Annotated in this window: 20 protein-coding genes; 9 read left to right on the forward strand and 11 right to left on the reverse strand. The window is 66.1% G+C overall.

From position 1 onward, the window contains the following. Window positions 1-7 precede the first annotated feature (7 nt). On the reverse strand, window positions 8-697 hold the full coding sequence (locus MJ122_RS05875; RefSeq protein WP_239742924.1) for a GNAT family N-acetyltransferase: 690 nt from the start codon (window positions 695-697) through the stop codon (window positions 8-10). Between the two features lie 146 nt (window positions 698-843). On the opposite strand from MJ122_RS05875, the gene MJ122_RS05880 reads away from it, so the two are divergent. After that, window positions 844-1,788 carry a Dyp-type peroxidase gene (locus tag MJ122_RS05880; RefSeq protein ID WP_239743299.1) on the forward strand — a complete coding sequence of 315 codons (945 nt, stop codon included), beginning with the start codon at window positions 844-846 and terminating at the stop codon, window positions 1,786-1,788. Window positions 1,789-1,792: 4 nt separating this feature from the next. On the opposite strand, the gene MJ122_RS05885 is transcribed toward MJ122_RS05880, so the two are convergent. Beyond that, window positions 1,793-2,698 carry a LysR family transcriptional regulator gene (locus tag MJ122_RS05885; protein WP_017519157.1) on the reverse strand — a complete coding sequence of 302 codons (906 nt, stop codon included), beginning with the start codon at window positions 2,696-2,698 and terminating at the stop codon, window positions 1,793-1,795. A 174-nt stretch (window positions 2,699-2,872) separates the two neighbouring features. Here MJ122_RS05885 and MJ122_RS05890 point away from each other — a divergent pair, with 174 nt between their 5' ends. Together MJ122_RS05890 and MJ122_RS05895 are read left to right on the forward strand one after the other, a co-directional pair. After that, on the forward strand, window positions 2,873-3,622 hold the full coding sequence (locus MJ122_RS05890) for a glucose 1-dehydrogenase (RefSeq protein WP_239742927.1): 750 nt from the start codon (window positions 2,873-2,875) through the stop codon (window positions 3,620-3,622). Window positions 3,623-3,739: 117 nt separating this feature from the next. Then, complete coding sequence (locus MJ122_RS05895; protein WP_239742928.1) at window positions 3,740-4,498, forward strand: class I SAM-dependent methyltransferase; 759 nt, start codon at window positions 3,740-3,742, stop codon at window positions 4,496-4,498. 33 nt (window positions 4,499-4,531) lie between these two features. Here the strand turns inward: MJ122_RS05895 and MJ122_RS05900 are convergent, their stop codons facing one another. The 5 genes from MJ122_RS05900 to MJ122_RS05920 form a co-directional block, all read right to left on the reverse strand. Continuing rightward, entirely contained in the window at window positions 4,532-5,047 is a 516-nt protein-coding gene (locus MJ122_RS05900; RefSeq protein ID WP_239742930.1) for a hypothetical protein, read from the reverse strand. Between the two features lie 2 nt (window positions 5,048-5,049). Further along, entirely contained in the window at window positions 5,050-5,427 is a 378-nt protein-coding gene (locus tag MJ122_RS05905) for a hypothetical protein (RefSeq protein WP_239742932.1), read from the reverse strand. Between the two features lie 38 nt (window positions 5,428-5,465). After that, a complete protein-coding gene (locus MJ122_RS05910; RefSeq protein ID WP_017519162.1) occupies window positions 5,466-5,861 on the reverse strand; it encodes a hypothetical protein in 396 nt (131 codons plus the stop codon). After that, a complete protein-coding gene (locus tag MJ122_RS05915) occupies window positions 5,858-6,445 on the reverse strand; it encodes a hypothetical protein (protein WP_239742934.1) in 588 nt (195 codons plus the stop codon). Before MJ122_RS05915 ends, MJ122_RS05910 begins: the two co-directional genes overlap by 4 nt. A gap of 173 nt (window positions 6,446-6,618) precedes the next feature. Continuing rightward, the gene (locus MJ122_RS05920; RefSeq protein ID WP_239742936.1) at window positions 6,619-6,888 is read right to left on the reverse strand and encodes a hypothetical protein; all 270 of its coding nucleotides are present in this window, start codon (window positions 6,886-6,888) and stop codon (window positions 6,619-6,621) included. 99 nt (window positions 6,889-6,987) lie between these two features. Between MJ122_RS05920 and MJ122_RS05925 the strand changes: the two genes are divergently transcribed. The 3 genes from MJ122_RS05925 to MJ122_RS30025 are packed head-to-tail and all read left to right on the forward strand — an operon-like array spanning window position 6,988 to window position 8,078. Next, window positions 6,988-7,353 (forward strand): hypothetical protein, encoded by a 366-nt coding sequence (locus tag MJ122_RS05925; protein WP_088421051.1) that lies wholly within the window; start codon window positions 6,988-6,990, stop codon window positions 7,351-7,353. Window positions 7,354-7,372: 19 nt separating this feature from the next. Continuing rightward, window positions 7,373-7,804, forward strand: a complete 432-nt coding sequence (locus MJ122_RS30020) for a DinB family protein (protein ID WP_275590611.1) — start codon at window positions 7,373-7,375, stop codon at window positions 7,802-7,804. A 16-nt stretch (window positions 7,805-7,820) separates the two neighbouring features. Next, the gene (locus MJ122_RS30025; protein WP_275590616.1) at window positions 7,821-8,078 is read left to right on the forward strand and encodes a DinB family protein; all 258 of its coding nucleotides are present in this window, start codon (window positions 7,821-7,823) and stop codon (window positions 8,076-8,078) included. A gap of 28 nt (window positions 8,079-8,106) precedes the next feature. Here MJ122_RS30025 and MJ122_RS05935 read toward each other — a convergent pair whose 3' ends face one another. Then, entirely contained in the window at window positions 8,107-9,321 is a 1,215-nt protein-coding gene (locus tag MJ122_RS05935) for an MFS transporter (RefSeq protein ID WP_017519166.1), read from the reverse strand. Between the two features lie 313 nt (window positions 9,322-9,634). Between MJ122_RS05935 and MJ122_RS05940 the strand changes: the two genes are divergently transcribed. Continuing rightward, the gene (locus MJ122_RS05940; protein WP_239742938.1) at window positions 9,635-10,036 is read left to right on the forward strand and encodes a GFA family protein; all 402 of its coding nucleotides are present in this window, start codon (window positions 9,635-9,637) and stop codon (window positions 10,034-10,036) included. Between the two features lie 213 nt (window positions 10,037-10,249). After that, window positions 10,250-12,187: a tyrosine-protein phosphatase gene (locus MJ122_RS05945; RefSeq protein WP_239742940.1), complete on the forward strand. Its 1,938-nt coding sequence runs from the start codon at window positions 10,250-10,252 to the stop codon at window positions 12,185-12,187. 174 nt (window positions 12,188-12,361) lie between these two features. Here the strand turns inward: MJ122_RS05945 and MJ122_RS05950 are convergent, their stop codons facing one another. Together MJ122_RS05950 and MJ122_RS05955 are read right to left on the reverse strand one after the other, a co-directional pair. Next, complete coding sequence (locus MJ122_RS05950) at window positions 12,362-13,414, reverse strand: AraC family transcriptional regulator (protein ID WP_239742942.1); 1,053 nt, start codon at window positions 13,412-13,414, stop codon at window positions 12,362-12,364. Between the two features lie 93 nt (window positions 13,415-13,507). Continuing rightward, entirely contained in the window at window positions 13,508-13,993 is a 486-nt protein-coding gene (locus MJ122_RS05955) for a GFA family protein (RefSeq protein WP_239742944.1), read from the reverse strand. A gap of 130 nt (window positions 13,994-14,123) precedes the next feature. On the opposite strand from MJ122_RS05955, the gene MJ122_RS05960 reads away from it, so the two are divergent. Beyond that, window positions 14,124-15,023, forward strand: coding sequence for a LysR family transcriptional regulator (locus MJ122_RS05960; protein ID WP_239742946.1), 900 nt, complete (start codon window positions 14,124-14,126; stop codon window positions 15,021-15,023). A gap of 3 nt (window positions 15,024-15,026) precedes the next feature. Here MJ122_RS05960 and MJ122_RS05965 read toward each other — a convergent pair whose 3' ends face one another. Continuing rightward, window positions 15,027-16,208, reverse strand: a complete 1,182-nt coding sequence (locus tag MJ122_RS05965) for an iron-containing alcohol dehydrogenase (RefSeq protein WP_239742948.1) — start codon at window positions 16,206-16,208, stop codon at window positions 15,027-15,029. Between the last annotated feature and the right edge of the window lie 25 nt (window positions 16,209-16,233).

Here is a 16,233-nt window from a genome sequence, read left to right on the forward strand (position 1 = left end):
CCCGGTTTCAGTGGAGAGTCGGTCGGCGCTCCCTGACCAGCTCTGCAGCCTGCCAGGTCATCTGGTCGAGCAGGCGGTCGCGCTTCTTCTCGGCCTCGCGCATCGCCTTGCTGCCGTTCTGCTGCACCAGGTAGGTGTGGATCTGCCGCACTTCCTTGGACTGGTAGATCGGCGCCAGGTCCTGCACCGCCACCATGCCGTCCGAGCGCTGGTCACGGGTGTTCATCAGGACGTGCGGGCCCTGCGCCGCCAACACCCTGAAGCCCTGTGCCTCGAAGACCGGCACCTTGCCAGCCGCGCAAGCCAGCTCGGCGTGGGGGCGGTGGTCGAGCATGCGCTGCAGCAGGGCCCGGCCGATCCCGTGCCGGCGATGGCTGGCCCGGACCGCGAGGTAGGCGAGGGTGCATGCCTGGACATCGTCCGGGCTTGGCAGGTAGAGGGCAAAGCCCAGCACCTGCGACGGGTCTTCATCGTCCAGGGCGAGGATCAGGCGCGCCGTGCTGTCCCGGGTGCTGTCCATGGCCTGCAGATACAGGTGTACCTCATAGCCGATCACATACTGGTACAACTGGAACAGCGGATTGCTCGGCGTCAGCGGCACTGGGCTGATGTCGCTGAAATAGTCCACGACCATCTGCAGCACCTGGCTCTTCAGGGATTCGGGGGGAGAGGTGTCGAGGCTGGCGAGGGTGAACATCTGCAACTGGCTCCGGGATGGCCCCATTCGGTCGGGGTGGCGATGGCGGCATTGTAACCTTCCTTGTGCGGCTGGCTCGTTGTCACGCTGGCTGGCGATCTGCTTTGATATCCGGATACTCACTTCGCAGGCGGCGCATGGACGATATGCTCAACGAATTCCCCGAACCCCAGGCGGTCGACAGCCCCATCACCCGCAGCGCAATCTTCCTGGTCGCGACCCTGACGCCGGGCAAGGACTGGAGCCCGCTGCGCGCGCTCTGCGAGGACGTCTCCGCCCTGGTGCGCTCGGTCGGCAAGCGCGTGCCGACGGGTAACCTTTCCTGTGTGGTGGGCTTCGGTTCAGCGGCCTGGGATGCGTTGTTCGGCGCACCGCGGCCGGCTTCCCTGCATGCCTTCCGCGAGATCGGCAGCGGCGAGCGCGTCGCGGTATCCACGCCGGGCGACCTGCTGCTGCATATCCGCGCGGAGCAGATGGACCTCTGCTTCGAGCTGGCAACGCAGCTGGTCGCGCGCCTGGGCGATGCGGTCACGGTGGTCGATGAGGTGCAGGGTTTCCGTTACTTCGACATGCGCAGCATCATCGGCTTCGTCGACGGCACCGAGAACCCGGAAGGCCGCGAGATTCCGCACTTCACCCTGATCGGCGAAGAGGACTCGGCGTTTGCCGGCGGCAGTTATGTGCTGGTGCAGAAGTACCTGCACGATATGACCGGCTGGAACCAGCTCTCCACCGAAGCCCAGGAGCGCATCATCGGGCGCACCAAACTGGCCGACATCGAACTGGCTGACGAGGTGAAGCCCAGTTGTTCGCACAGCTCGCTGACCACCCTTGAGCGGGACGGCCAGGAGGTGAAGATCCTGCGCGACAACATGCCGTTCGGCCGACCCGGCGCCGGAGAGTTCGGCACCTATTTCATCGGCTATGCGCGCTCGCCAGCGCCGGTCGAGGAAATGCTGGAGAACATGTTCATCGGTCGCCCGGCCGGCAACTACGACCGCCTGCTGGACTACAGCAAGGCGGTGACCGGCAGCCTGTTCTTCGTACCCTCGGCGGAACTGCTGGAGGCGCTGGCCGACAGGCAGCCCTGAGGGCTCAGCCGGCAACCCTGGCCGGGAAACACTCCACCAGCCAGTCGATGAACACCCGCAGACGATGCGTGACGTAGCGGTTGTGCGGGTAGACGACATGGAAGGGGTAGGGCGACGGGCGCCAGTCCGCCAGAATCTCCACCAGCGTACCGTCGCGCAGGGCGGCGCCGGCGGCGTAGGAGAAGGTCTGGATGATGCCCAGGCCTGCAACGCAGGCGGCCAGGTGTGCGTTGCTCTCGTTGACGCCGATGCGGTGCTCGAGTTTCAGCTCGCTGCGTTCGCCGTCGCGCTCGAAGCGCAAGGGCACTGCCCGGCCGTTCTGCGGCGACAGGTAGCTGACCAGCCGGTGGCCATTGCGCAGCTCTTCGGGGTAGGCGGGGACGCCGTTGTGACGCAGGTACTCGGGCGAGGCACAGGTGACCATGGTCGCCTGGCCGATGCCGCGCGCCACCAGCGATGAGGCGTCCAGCGCGCCGCCACGGATCACGCAATCGACGTTGTCGCCGATCAGGTCCACCGAGCGGTCGGAGACCCCCAGGTCGATGCGGATGTCCGGATAACGCGCGAGAAAATCCGCCAGCAGCGGCACCAGCACGTCCCGCGCGGTGGAGCCGCCCACATCGATGCGCAGGTGCCCGCGTGGCTTGCTGCGGGCGATGTTGAAGGTCGAATCGATGTCCTCCAGGTCACGCAGCACGCGGGTGGCCTTGGCGTAATAGTCCTGGCCCTCGGGCGTCACCGTGACGCGCCGCGTGGTGCGCTGCAACAGGCGCACGCCCAGGTGCGCCTCCAGCTCCTGGACCAGCTTGCTGAGGGTGGCGTTGGGCATGTCCAGCGAGTCGGCGGCGCGGGTGAAGTTGCCGGCTTCCACCACGCGGGCGAATGCGCGAATGGCCTGGAGCTGATCCATGGGAACTCCTCTGAGGGATCGCCTGATTATCCATGGCTATGAATAGTTATTCCATTGTATGCGCTTTTTCCATTAATCGCAGAGCCCTAGAGTAGCGCCATGCCTCACCGCAAAGCCGCGCCACACGCCGGCCAGGAGGCAGAACCCTCAACTCGGAAAGCTTTGGAGCTCATCATGAACAAATCCCTCACTGGTAAAGTTGCACTGGTCACCGGCGGCAGCAGCGGCATCGGCCTTGGCGCTGCACAGGAACTCGCCGCGCAAGGCGCCCGGGTGTTCATCACCGGCCGCCGCCCGGCTGAACTGGATGCCGCCGTGGAAGCCATCGGCCCGGCCGCCACTGCGATCCGCGCGGACGCCTCGGTGCTCGCCGACCTCGATGCGGTGTATGCGCAGATCGCCAGGACCGCCGGCCGCCTGGACATCCTCTTCGCCAACGCCGGCGGTGGCGACATGCTGCCGCTGGGCGCCATCACCGAGGAGCATTTCGATCGCATCTTCGGCACCAACGTGCGCGGCGTGCTGTTCACCGTGCAGAAGGCGCTGCCGCTGCTGACCGATGGCGCGTCGGTGATCCTCACCTCGTCCACCACCTCGATCCAGGGCACCGCCAACTTCAGCGTCTATAGCGCGAGCAAGGCCGCCGTGCGTAACTTCGCCCGCTCCTGGGCGCTGGACCTGAAGGACCGCGGCATCCGCGTCAACGTGGTCAGCCCTGGCCCGGTGCGCACTCCCGGTCTCGGCGACCTGGTGCCGGAAGAGGCGCGCCAGGGGCTGTTCGATGCGCTGGCCAGCCAGGTGCCGCTGGGTCGACTGGGTGAGCCTCGGGAGATCGGCAAGGCAGTGGCTTTCCTGGCCTCCGAATCGGCCAGCTTCATCAACGGCATCGAACTGTTCGTCGACGGCGGCATGGCACAGGTCTGACCGCACAGCGGGCCGGGCAGGGCGCAAGCCCTGCATCGGTCGGCGTGGCTCTGGCCTGAACGCTGGTTTGCCCAGTACAGTCATGCCGGACAACCGTCAGGACAGGAGCCGCCCATCATGAATTCCCCGTCTGCCGACCTGCGCAACTGGTTCGACCAGGGTGGGCAAGCCTATGCGCGCTTCCGTCCCGAGTATCCGGCGGAGCTGGCCGCCTACCTGGCTTCAATGGCACCCGACCGGGCGCTCGCGGTCGATGTCGGTTGCGGCAGCGGCCAGCTGACACGGCAACTGGCCGAGCACTTCACTGCCGTGGTCGGCTTCGACCCCAGCGCCGACCAGATCGCGCACGCGGCACCGCAAGAGAACGTCAACTATGCCTGCGCCCCGGCCGAAGAACTCCCGCTGCCCGGCCGCAGCGCCAGCCTGATCACCGCCGCGCAGGCTGCGCACTGGTTCGATCTGCCAAGGTTCTACGACGAGGTGCGGCGAATCGCCGGGCCCAACGCGATCCTGGCGCTGATCAGCTACGGCGTGCTGCATCTGGATGGCGCGCTGGGCGAGCGTTTCGAACAATTCTACTGGCAGGAAATCGGCCCCTACTGGCCTGCTGAACGCAAGCTGGTGGACAGCGGCTACGCCACCCTCGACTTCCCCTTCGCCGAGTTTGCGGGGCCACCGATCGCCATTCGCCTGGAGTGGAGCCTCGAGGAGTTCCTCGGCTACGTCTCCACCTGGTCGGCGCTGCGTAGCGCGCGCGAGGCTGGGCAGGAGCACCTGCTGCAGACCTTTGCTACCGACATGGCCGAACGCTGGGGCGACCCGGCTGTTCGGCACCGCGTCTGTTGGCCGATCACTATGCGGATCGGCTGCGTGTGATCGCCCGACTCTCTCCCGGCGTCGGGCGGCGTATCAGTTCTGCTCGATCAGACGGGGCGTCTGCGAGCCTTCCAGGGACAGGTGGATCACGCCGGCGCGGCTGGGGAAGTTCGGCCCGTCGTCCTCGCTGTTCTCCATCACCGGGATGTCGATCAGGGTGCGCTTGCCCGTCGGATCGGCCACCAACCGGGCGTCCAGCTTTTCGATGGAGCGCCAGCCACCGCCGCCGATCTGCATCGCGTCGAGCAGGCTGTAATGCTCCTGGCCTTCCTCGTTGGGTGTCGAGGAAAACACCGCGAGGTACTGGTTGTAGTTGTTGCCCATGTCGAAGCCTTCGACCGTGAAAACCGCCAGGATGAACTCGTTGTCACCTGCCTTCAGGGTCTGCACATGGGTGGCTTCGGGGTAGCCGGTGGCGAAGCTGTCCTTGTACAGCTCCACCAGGCGGCTGACCTGTTCTTCGAGGGGCTTGGGGACTGCCGGTTGGTCGGCGGCGTGGGAAAGGGTGCAGGCCAGCAGCAGGCCGGCGGGTAGCAGACGCAGTTTCATGGTCATCCTTGGAAAAGAGGTATTCGGTCAGCATCGGCGATGCTGACCTTCTGGCGATCACTGACCGGCGTTGGGCATCGCCCCGTTCTGCAGGACCCAGTCGCCGACCGCCGAACAGGAGTAGGTGTTGGAGTAGTTGTAGTAGCGCTGCAGCGGCGCGCCGTTCTCATAGGTGGCGCACTGATAGACCGACGTGGCTTCTGCAGGATCAGGAAGTGGATCTGGGTGATCCGGCCCGGCGCCACGTAGGCCGCCTTCACTTCATAGCCGCTGCGCAGCAGCTCCGTCACCTTTACCTCTTCGGCAAAGGCCTGCGGGCCGATGGCCAGCAGGCCAAGCAGCGCAAGGGTGGCTTTCGCCAGGTAGCTCATGCTTTGCATAATTTTGTCTCGTCCTTGAGGGAGGGAGAAGTCTGGGCTCAGGCTTGCGGCCGCAGCGGGATACCGCCGCAATTGCCGCGGGTCAGCAGGTAATCCACCTGCCGGGCGCGGTTGATGGCGACGCGGATTTCGCAGCTTGCCGAGTGGACTACGTCGCCCCAGTACTCGGTGTGCACCAGCTGGCCGTTCTGCGGGCCGGTGTAGGTGCCCAGCGCTTCCCGCGAGGTGTACGAGGTGTCGCGGCGATAGATCAGCACGACCCAGTCGTTCTCAGGCGCCAGGGCGATATCGCTGGGCGCGCCGAAGTGGTCGATGGCATCGCCGGCCGGGCGACCCTTCCAGTAGCTGCGGGCCTGCGCCTCGGGCAGGGTGGGAATGGCGGAGCAGCCGCCGAGCAGGATGGCGATCATCCCCAGTGCGAGTAGTCCTTTCATTGCACGCCCTCCTTGGCCGGTGCGTTCTTCACGGGCATCTGCTCGAAGCCCTTGTCGACCATCTGCAGGATCAGATCCTTGGCGTGCTCGCGGTTGCGCAGCTGGAACAGGCCGGGCGCGGCCGAGACCAACTGCGCAGTGGGCATCTTGCCCAGCGGGTACATCTTCTGCTCGACGTGGGCGTCAGGCTTGCAGAGGAAGTCACGGCTCTGGGCGATCCAGGCTTCGGGCTTCTTCTGCCACTCCTTGGAGACTTTCTTCTGACGGATGTCGTTGTAGAACTTGTCGTAGTTCTGCGCGCCGTTGAGGCGCACGCGGTTCTTCGCGCAATCGACCTCGACGTCATAGGCGGTGAAGGTCGGCTTGGCGCCTTCCTCGTAGAACTGATAGACGCCCAGCGAGCGCACGCCGTTCTTGCGGTCGTAGATATTGGCGGGGTCGCCATCGACGACGAAGATTTCGTTCTTGTAGAGGCTGCCCTGCTGGTGAATCAGCCAGAAATCGCCAGAGGGACCTTCCGCTTGCGCGGCGAGCGGGCTGCAAAGCAGCAAGGCAGGCAGCCAGGGCCTGTGGGGCTTGAACATAACGGGACATTCCTTTGCCGTTGTGATCGCCAGGTCACAGCGCACCCCGGCGAGGAAGGGAGGAATCTAGTGGCGCGAAATTTGATGGTCAACCTGAGGGTAGGATTTCTGTGACGGACGGCAGCGAACTTTTCCGGAGCTGGAAATCTTCCAGCTGCTGATCCGCCGAGATTTCAGTTGCCGTCCCGCTTGCAGGAGAACATGTCCGGGGGGGCGCAGGTTCCGTGGTGCTGGCCGCAGAGCGCTTGCACCGTTTCGGGCAGCAAAGCCTGGGCAAAGGCGTTGGCGATGCCGAGGCTGGTCTGGACGGCCAAGGCCCTGATACGCGGCTTTCGAGGCGCCTGTGTATTCCAGTGTATCTGGCGGCCGTGCAGACATTCGCCGAGACGGCGGTGGCCGTTCTTCGACACTTTGCAGATACCCCAAGGGCTCTTAATGAGCACCAACAGCTCCCCGGCACGACACGCACCCCAAGGCTCTGCAGTGCGATGTGTCTCGCTCCGATGCGCTGTTTCCCCTAGCCCCCCTTGAGGATCGATGCCATGAAAAACCTGAAAACCTTCGTAACCGCCGTTGTCTTCTCGCTGGCTGGCGTTGCAGTGCACGCCAATGCTGCTGCCGAGGCAGGGTGCTCCGGCGCCGTCTGCTTCCAACTGACGCCGCTGGCCGACAAGAACACCGTACCGCAACTGGCGGAAGACGGTTTCAGCAGAACGCCCCTGGGGATGCGCGTGGATTCGGCAGCGCCGGAGCAGGAAACCCTTGCCGAAGACGGCTTCAGCAGGACGCCGTTGGGTATGCGGGCAAACCTGCAAGCGCCGGCGCAACAGACCATTGCCGCCGATGGTTTCGGCAGAACGCCGCTGGGCAAGCGAGCAGCTTCGTCGCAGGGCTCGGGAATCGCCTGATCACTGCCAACGGTGAGCGATGATGGTCGCCTGGGTAGTGCAGCCGCCGTCGGCAAAGCGGGAGAAACTCTTCAGCTCAGCGACCGGCAAGAAGGCGCGGATGCCTTCTATATCGGGGTTTTCATGGCGGCGAATCGTGCGTCGGTCTGCCGCCAGTCTGGCCGCTGGGCTGGCACAACCCAAGCCCCGGATGCGCTACAGTGCCGCCTTTGTCTTCAACAGCCGCAGACAAGGAATTGCGATGCTGACCCAGGCCTTCGCCTACAAATGCTGGTCGGACCGCCGAACGCTGGACGCCGTCGCCCAGATTGACTCCGGGCGCTTCCCGGAGGAGTACGCCTTCGCACTCCAGCAGCTCAACCACATGGCGATAGTCGAGGACCTGTTCCGGGCGCGCCTGAGCGGCGCGGCAGACCCGCACCCGGCCCGAGGCAGTTCCCGGCCTCGATGAGCTGCGCGAGCGCCTGCTGGTTTCCGGTCAGTGGTACGTCGAGCAACTCGCCGCGCTGACGGCGGAGCGTGCGCGGGAGGTCATCCGCTTCCGCTTCACCGATGGCCGCAGCGGCAGCCTGACGCGCGAGGAGATGTTCTTCCACATCCTCAACCACGCGACATACCACCGCGGCTCCATCGCCCGCGCGCTGGACCAGGCTGGCGTGGCGCACCCGGCCGACACCTACACGGTGTTCGTGCACGCCACCCAGCCGGAGCGCCGCGAGGGTTGAGGGCTCTGCGTCCCCGCGGCAGGAAGGGTCAGGCCTTTTTCCTGGTGGACGGCAGCAGGATGGTCAGGCAGCCCAGCAGCGGCAGGTAGGAGCACAGCTTGTAGACGTACTCGATGCCATGGATGTCGGCCAGGTGGCCGAGGAAGGCCGCGCCGATGCCGCCGAAGCCGAACATCAGACCGAAGAACACCCCGGCGATCATGCCGACGTTACCCGGCACCAGTTCCTGGGCGTATACCACGATGGCGGAGAAGGCCGAGGCCAGGATGAAACCGATCACCAGGCTCAGGATGCTGGTCCAGAACAGGTCGACGTAGGGCAGCGCCAGGGTGAAGGGCGTGACGCCAAGGATGGAGAACCAGATCACCGCCTTGCGGCCGATGCGGTCGCCCACCGGGCCGCCGAAGAAGGTGCCGGCCGCCACCGCGCCGAGGAAGCCGAACAGGTAGAGCTGCGAGCTGGCCACCGAGAGGTCGAACTTCTCGATCAGGTAGAAGGTGTAGTAGCTGGTGAAGCTGGCCATGTAGAAGTACTTGGAGAACACCAGCAGGGCCAGTACCACCAGCGAGGCGGTGACGCGGCCCTTGGACAATCCGTGGGTGGCCACGCCGCCGGCTTTCAGCTTGAACAGATTGAGGTGGTGGCTGTACCAGCGGCTCAGCCCCCACAGCACGCCGACCAGGAACACCGCGAACAGGCCGAAGTACGCCACGTTGCCCTGGCCATACGGAATGATGATGGCTGCCGCCAGTAGTGGGCCGAAGGCGCTGCCGGCGTTGCCGCCGACCTGGAAGGTGGACTGCGCCAGGCCGTAGCGCCCGCCGGAGGCCAGCCGCGCGATGCGCGAGGTTTCCGGGTGGAAGGTCGAGGAGCCGATGCCCACCAGCGCCGAGGCCAGGAGGATGGCGTGGAAGCTGCCGACGAAGGCCAGCATGAGGATGCCGATCAGCGTGCAGACGCTGCCCAGTGGCGCGAGCCAGGGCTTGGGATGGCGGTCGGTGTGGTAGCCGACCCAGGGCTGCAGCAGCGAGGCGGTCAGCTGGAAGGTCAGGGTGATCAGGCCGACCTGGGTGAAGCTCAGGCCGTAGTTGGTCTTGAGCACCGGGTAGATCGACGGCAGCACGGCCTGGATCAGGTCGTTGGTCAGGTGGGCGAGGGCGCACGCGCCGATCACGCGCATGACCAGCGGGCTGGCCTGGGCGGCCACCGACGGCGTGGCCAGGGGGGAAGCGGTGGTAGACATGGGACTCCGGGGCAGCAAGGTAGGGCGCGCGGGCAGGGCGCGCCGGGCTCTTCATGTTGGGGATGCCTATGCTAGGCGTGGCAGCGGCGGCTGTCTCACGCGATCCGGACGACGAATATCGCGAAACGGCCAAATCGGCCGTGTGTCGGCTCGGCGGAGTGCGTGCCGGCCTGGCAAGTCGAACGCAGCAGAGGCCGGAAAGTCCGGAGATCAGCCCGCCACGCTTTCCCCAGCCCTCTCTCTTCGGAGCGGGGCGCGCAGCCAGGGGCAGGGAGAGGGAATCCCCGCGCCCTATACATCAGGAGGCATGAACATGGACAACAAGGACAAGGTCACTGGAGGCTGCCTGTGCGGCGACCTGCGTATCGAGATCAGCGGCCAGCCCAACCGGGTCGGCATCTGTCATTGCCTGGATTGCCGCAAGCACCACGGCGCGCTGTTCCACTCTTCGGCGATCTTCCCCGAGGACGCCGTGCGGATCGACGGTGAGTCCCGGGAGTTCAAGGGCCGCTGCTTCTGCCCGCGTTGCGGTTCGTCGGTGTTCGGCCGTAGCGGCGACGAAATCGAGGTGAGCCTCGGCGCGCTGGATGCAGTGGACCAGTTCCAGCCCACCTACGAGCTGTGGATCTGCCGGCGCGAAGCCTGGCTACCGGCTTTCCCGATGCGTCATCGCTATGAACACGACCGCGAATCCAGCAGCCCGCACGACGATTGACCGCCGTAGGGCAAATGACGCCCGAGGCGTTATCCGCAATGGTGGCCGGTAACCCGTTCCGGGTCATCCGCCCTGAGCGGCTGGTCTTGATGGACAGAAAGCGCAGGCCATGGACAGATCGCGCGCCCATTTACCTGGGGCGCGTGACTGTCACATTCGGGTCCTGTGCGCCACCGATAGTAGCCCCGCCAACAAGCTCAAAGAGGCTACATCGTGTTTCATCGCGCTCTGCTTTCCGCATCCACCCTCGGCCTGTCCCTGCTCAGCCTGTCCATCGCCTGCGCCAACGCGGCCGAGACCTACAGCCTGGACACGCCGCACCTGGCCGGCATCGACAACTTCCGCGACATTGCCGGCACCACCACCGCGTACACGACCCGCAACGACGGCGTGATGCGTTCCGGAGTGTTCTACCGATCCAACGCGCTGACCCCCAGAGGCACGGACCTGGCGGTGCTTGACACCCTCGGCATCGGCAACGTGTTCGACCTGCGCACCCCGAGCGAAATCGCCGCCACGCCGGACACCCTGCCGGCCGGCGCGGCCTACCAGAACATCGACATCATCGGCAGCACCACCTCCGGTGCCGACATCACCAACATTTCGTTCACCAGCGCCGCGCAAGCCGTGGCCATGATGGAGCAGACCAACCGCGCCTTCGTCAACGACGCCGGTATGCGCGGCCAGTTCACCGCGCTGTTCAACGAACTGGCTGCCGCCGACGGCGCCGCGCTGTTCCACTGCACCGCTGGCAAGGATCGCACCGGCTGGACCGCCGCCGTGCTGTTGAGCATCGCCGGCGTGGACAGCGCCACCATCATGGAAAACTACCTGGCCACCAACGACTACACGGCGGCGCGGGTCAAGGCGACGCTGGCGATGCTGCCGGCGAGCATGGCGGCCATCTACGAGCCGCTGCTGGGTGTACAGGCCAGCTTCCTGCAGGCCGGCCTGGACGAAGTGACCGCCGAATACGGCACGATGGACAATTACCTCAAGGACGGGCTCGGCCTGTCCCAGGAAACCATCTACGTGCTGCGCGGCAAGATGGTCTACTACAGCGCCCTGCCAGGCGTCGAAGGCCTCTCCGGCAACGCCGCCGCCGGTGCCCGACTGCTGACCCAGCTGCAGAACAGCAGCCTGTCCGGCAACTACACCGCCTACAACTACTACCTGCAATCGGCCATCGACGCTGGCACCCTCGGTGGCGTCGAGTCCACCGTCGGCGGCCAGGTGCATGCCGACGCGGCCAGCTACCTGCTGCGCCAGGACGCTCTGATTGACAAGGCCGCCGCGCCCTATGCCAGCGGCGTCGACCTGAAGGCCGGGCAGACCCGCCTGTGGAGCACCGCGCTGGCCGGCTACCAGGGCAACTCCGCCACCTCCAATGCCCAAAGCAGCAACGAGCACACCCAGGGCATGCTGATCGGCGTGACCCAGCGCTTCTCCGACCAGCTCAGCGGCAATGCCGGTTTCGGCTACAGCAAGGGCAGCGTCGGCGGCGCCGGGGGTGACGTGGATACCGACCTGACCTTCGTCCGGGGCGGTGCGCGCTTCGCCCTCGACAGCCTGGAGCAAGGGCTGTTCGTCGACGCCGACCTCAGCTATGGCTGGCTCGACTACGACAGCAAGCGCGACATCGGAGGCGGCCTGGGCAAGGCCAAGGGCGACACCAGCGGCAATCTCAGTGGCGGCAGCATTGCGCTGGGCTATCGCACGGCGGTGTCCACCGTGACCCTGGAACCGAGCATCGGCCTGCGCTACAGCCACCTGGACCTGGACGGCTTCCAGGAGAAGGGCAGCGAGCTGGCGCTGGACGTCGACGACATCAGCGAGAACCGCCGCAGCGCCTACGCGAACCTCAAGGCCTCGTTCGCCGCAGCAGAGCTGGGCGGCGGCTGGCAGATGGTGCCGGCGCTGGAAGTCGGTTACGACCATGCACTGGGCGACTACAAGGTCGATAGCGAAGGCCAGTTGCTGGGCCTGGACGTCTCCCAGCGTGCCGCCTTCGATAACCGCGACCAGTTCAGCGGCGTCTTCAGCCTGACCGCCAGCCAGGGCGACTTCAGCGTCGGTGCCGAGGTTGGCGCGCTGGGTGGCAGCGGCAGCCATGGTGCCAGCGGTAGCCTGAAGGCCAGCTACCAGTTCTGATCGGCGTCACCATGGGCAGACGGCCCGCCGCGTTCCGCGCGCCGGGCCGTTTGCTTTCACAGCGCAGGCCGTGGTGGTGCGGAAACAGCGGGTTGCGTAGGGGCGGACTCTATCGGCGAGGTGTCACCGGCAAGTTCGGAGCTGCCGGAAATCGATCGCGGACGGAGTCCGCTCCTACGGTGCTGGATGCTTGGGAGCTGTCTTGTTGGAGCGAGCTTGCTCGCCAAGCGGGCCGAGTACGCAGGGTGCCGGCAGGCTCTTGCGCAGGTCCGCAGGACTCATGCCGTAGGCCCTCTGGAAGTACTGGCAGAAGCGCCCGACGTTGCTGAAGCCCAGGGCCAGGGAAATCTCGCTGACCGACTGCGCGCTGTCCTGCTGCAGAGCGTCATAGGCGCGCTGCAGGCGCACTTCGCGCTGATAGGCGACGATGGAGCTGCCGACGAAACGACGAAAGCCGTCCTGCAACGCGCGCAGGCTGACATGGCTCAGCTCGGCCAGGTCGCTGCCGCTGACCATCGCCTCGGGATGCTCCTGGATGTATTCCATGGCCAGCTTCACGTGGCGGGGTGCGATCTGCGGAGCTGGCCGCCGCAATGCAGCGCTGTAGTTGTGCGGCCAGATGTCCAGTACCGCGTCGACCAGCATTTCCTGCAGGCGCGCTGGCATCAGCGCGCTGGAATGGATCAGCCGGTCGAACTCGTTGCCGGTCGCCATGGCGACAATCGCCTTGATGCCCTGGTAGGCCTCGTTGCCCAGGTCCACCCGTGGCTGGAAACGCACCTTGTGGGTGATCGGCCGGCCCAGCAGCATGGCCAGGCGGCGGGCGAACAGCGAGCGGCGCACCGACAGGCCGTGGTGTGCATGGCCGTCGATGAAGCCCACCGAGCGCACCTGGGTCTTCTCCATGGCCAGGCCGACGTTGGGCAGGCCGACACTGTCGCTGCACTGATTGAAGACGACGCGCCCGGCGCTGGGGAAGATGAAGGTGATCTCGTCTTCCAGGTCCGGCATTTCGGCCAGCAGGTCGCCGCGAAAGCTCAGGCGGCGAAAGCTTACGCCTTCGTAGCGGCCGTAGACCCCGCCAATGGCAATGGGCTTTCCGGGGCGCGGCATCCCCGTGTAGAGGTTGCCGAACATGCGCGTGTACAGCTCGCCGAAATCGTCGGCGCTCATGTTCTCCGAGCGGATCAGGAACTGCTTGCGGGCGGGGGTGGTGTCTGCCGTCATGGTCCGTCTTCTGGCTGCGCCGGTCGGCGAAGATGGACGAGCACCTTAGCCGGCAAGGGTTACAACTGCGTGTCGGGGTAGCTCGTCCATGCGTTACCGCTCCACGCCCAGGCGCTGGTGCCACTGGGCGATGGACTCCGACGGGTAGTCGTCGAATTGCAGGTCATGCGGGCCGGCCTGCACCTCGACCCAGCTGGCCTTCGAGCGGAGCAGCAGGTGTGTGTGCTCGGGGGGAACCGGCAAGGGCGTGTCGATGGCCGAGGCGAATGGGTGGATCAGCTCCGGCCAGCGTGAATCGTAGAGCCACAGCCCGCTGCCGCACTGGCTGCAGAAATGCCGTTCGGCGCCACTGGTACGGGTGCGCTGGCCTGCCTCGCGGATCTTCGCGTGGTAGATGCTGATGTGCTTCCGCCCACGTACCTTGAGGCTGGCGGCGTCGCCGCCAAGGTTGATCGAATAACCACCGCCGCCCTGGGTCTTGCGGCAGATCGAGCAGTAGCAGCGCTGGTAGGGGTAGGGATGAGCGCTGTGCAGGCTGAAGTGCACGGCGCCGCAGTGGCAGGAACCTTCGAGCAGCATGGCTTCTCTCCATCAGGCTTACCTGGGCAAGGACCCGCGGGCGCGCTGGGGATTCCATCGGATCGCACCGGCGGGACTGGCGGTGCCCCGTACAGTAGACTAGCCGTCCGCCCAGCGCCGGACTCTGCCCATGCTCAGGAATTTCACCGACCTCGATCTGCGCCTGCTGCGCATCTTCGCTTCCGTGGTGAAATGCGGCGGCTTCACCGCCGCGCAGGCCGAGCTGAACATGAGCCAGTCGAACATCAGCATGCACATCGGCAGCCTGGAGAAACGCCTGGGCTATCGCCTGTGCGAGCGGGGCAAGGGCGGCTTCCGCCTGACCGCAAAGGGCCAGCGGATTCTCGAAGCCTCGCAGGCGATGTTCGACGCCATCGGCCTGTTCCGCGACCAGGCTCAGGCACTCTCCGGCCAATTGGTCGGCGAGCTGTACCTGGGCCTGGCGGACAACGTCACGACCCTGCCGCAGGCGCGCTTCGACGAGACCCTGGCGGCCTTCCACGCCCGTGAGCAGGACGTGCAACTGAACCTCTATGTGAACTCGCCCACCGAACTTGAGCTGGCGGTCATCGACGGCCAGCTGGACCTGGCGATCTCCTACTTCAGCCGCACCCGGCCTACGCTGGATTACCTGCCGCTGTACGCCGAGGAGATCGGCGTGTTCTGCGGCGAGCGCCACCCGCTGTTCACGGCGCGCAAGCCGACGCTCAGGCAGATCGCCGAGTACAACTGGGTACGCCATGGCTTCCTGCCGGCGGACCAGGAGCTGCCGTTCCGCCCCGAGCGCAGCAGCGCCACCGCCCATCACATGGAGGCGGTGGCGCATTCGGTGCTGGCCGGTACGCACCTGGGCTACCTGCCGACCCACTACGCGAACATCTGGGTCGAGCGCGGGCGGATGAAGCCACTGCTACCGGAAAAGCTCTGCTACGAGGTGACCCACAGCATGATCACCTACGCCGGGCGGCCCCGCAGCGAGGCCGCCCGCGCCTTCATCGAAGACCTGCTGAGCGTGCACGGTCTCGGCTAGCCCTCAGGCGAGCACGCCGTTGACGGCGTTGAGGTAGATGCGCGAGTAATCCTCGGCCTGCAGCGGCAGGGCGTTGGTCTCGGAGGAGGAGATGTCTGCCACCGCCTGTTCACCGACCCATTGCGCATCCTCGCCAGTGAGGCCCAGCTCCTTGAGCGTGTGGGGAATGCCCACCGCCGAACGCAGCTCCAGCACCCAGCCGAGCAGGCCCTCGAAGCTGGCTTCCGGTAGTTCCAGGTAACGCGCCAGACGCGTGGCGTCCGCTTCGATGGCCGGACGATTGGCTACCAGCAGATAGGGCAGCAGTACCGCATTGAGCAAGCCGTGGTGCTTGTGGTGCTTCGCGCCCAGCGGGTGCGCCAGCGCATGCACGCCGCCCAAGCCTTTCTGGAAGGCCACGGCGGCGCTGGCCGAGGCCACCAGCATGCCTTCGCGGGCGGCCAGGTCGGTGCCGTTGTGCACGGCGCGTTGCAGGTGCTCCTTCACCAGGCGCACGCCTTCGAGGGCGACGCCGGCGGACATGGGGTGGTAGAGCGGCGAGAACAGCGATTCCAGGTGGTGGGTCAGCGCGTCCATGCCGGTGGCGGCGGTGAGCGACTTCGGCAGGCCGACGGTCAGCGCCGGGTCGAGGATCACCGAGCGGGCCAGCAGCTCGCGATGGCCGACGACGATCTTGATGCCGCGCGCCGTGTCGGTCAGCACCGCCTCGCGGCCCAGCTCGGAGCCGGTGCCAGCGGTGGTGGGAATGGCGATCAGCGGCGGCAGGTCGAGGGCCGGGTGATCGCCCAGGGTCGGGTAGCGTTCGATCAGCTGCGACCATTCGAAGTGGTGCAGGCCCTCGGTGTCTCGGCTGAGCAGGGCGATGCCCTTGGCGGCGTCCAGTGCGCTGCCGCCGCCCAGGGCGATCAGCGAGTCATGACCGCCCTCGGCCAGGGACAGGGCGCCGCGGGTGACTTCTTCCAGCGCGGGGTTGCTGGAGAAAGCGTGGAACAGCGCGTAGTCGATACCGGCGGCTTCCAGGCGGCGTCGCACTTCATGCAGCGGCGCCAGTTCGAGCATGCCGGGGTCGGTGACCAGCAGCGGCTTGCGCATCCCGGCAAGGCGGCAGCGTTCGGCCAGTTGGTCGAGCGCTCCGACACCGCAGAGGATTTCCGTGGGGTAGTTCCAGTAGTTCAGGGTGGACATGACAAGCTCCGGATTTCAGGCATGA

This window comes from Pseudomonas sp. DP-17 (genome assembly GCF_022380625.1).
In the GTDB taxonomy this organism is placed as follows: domain Bacteria; phylum Pseudomonadota; class Gammaproteobacteria; order Pseudomonadales; family Pseudomonadaceae; genus Pseudomonas; species Pseudomonas nitroreducens_A.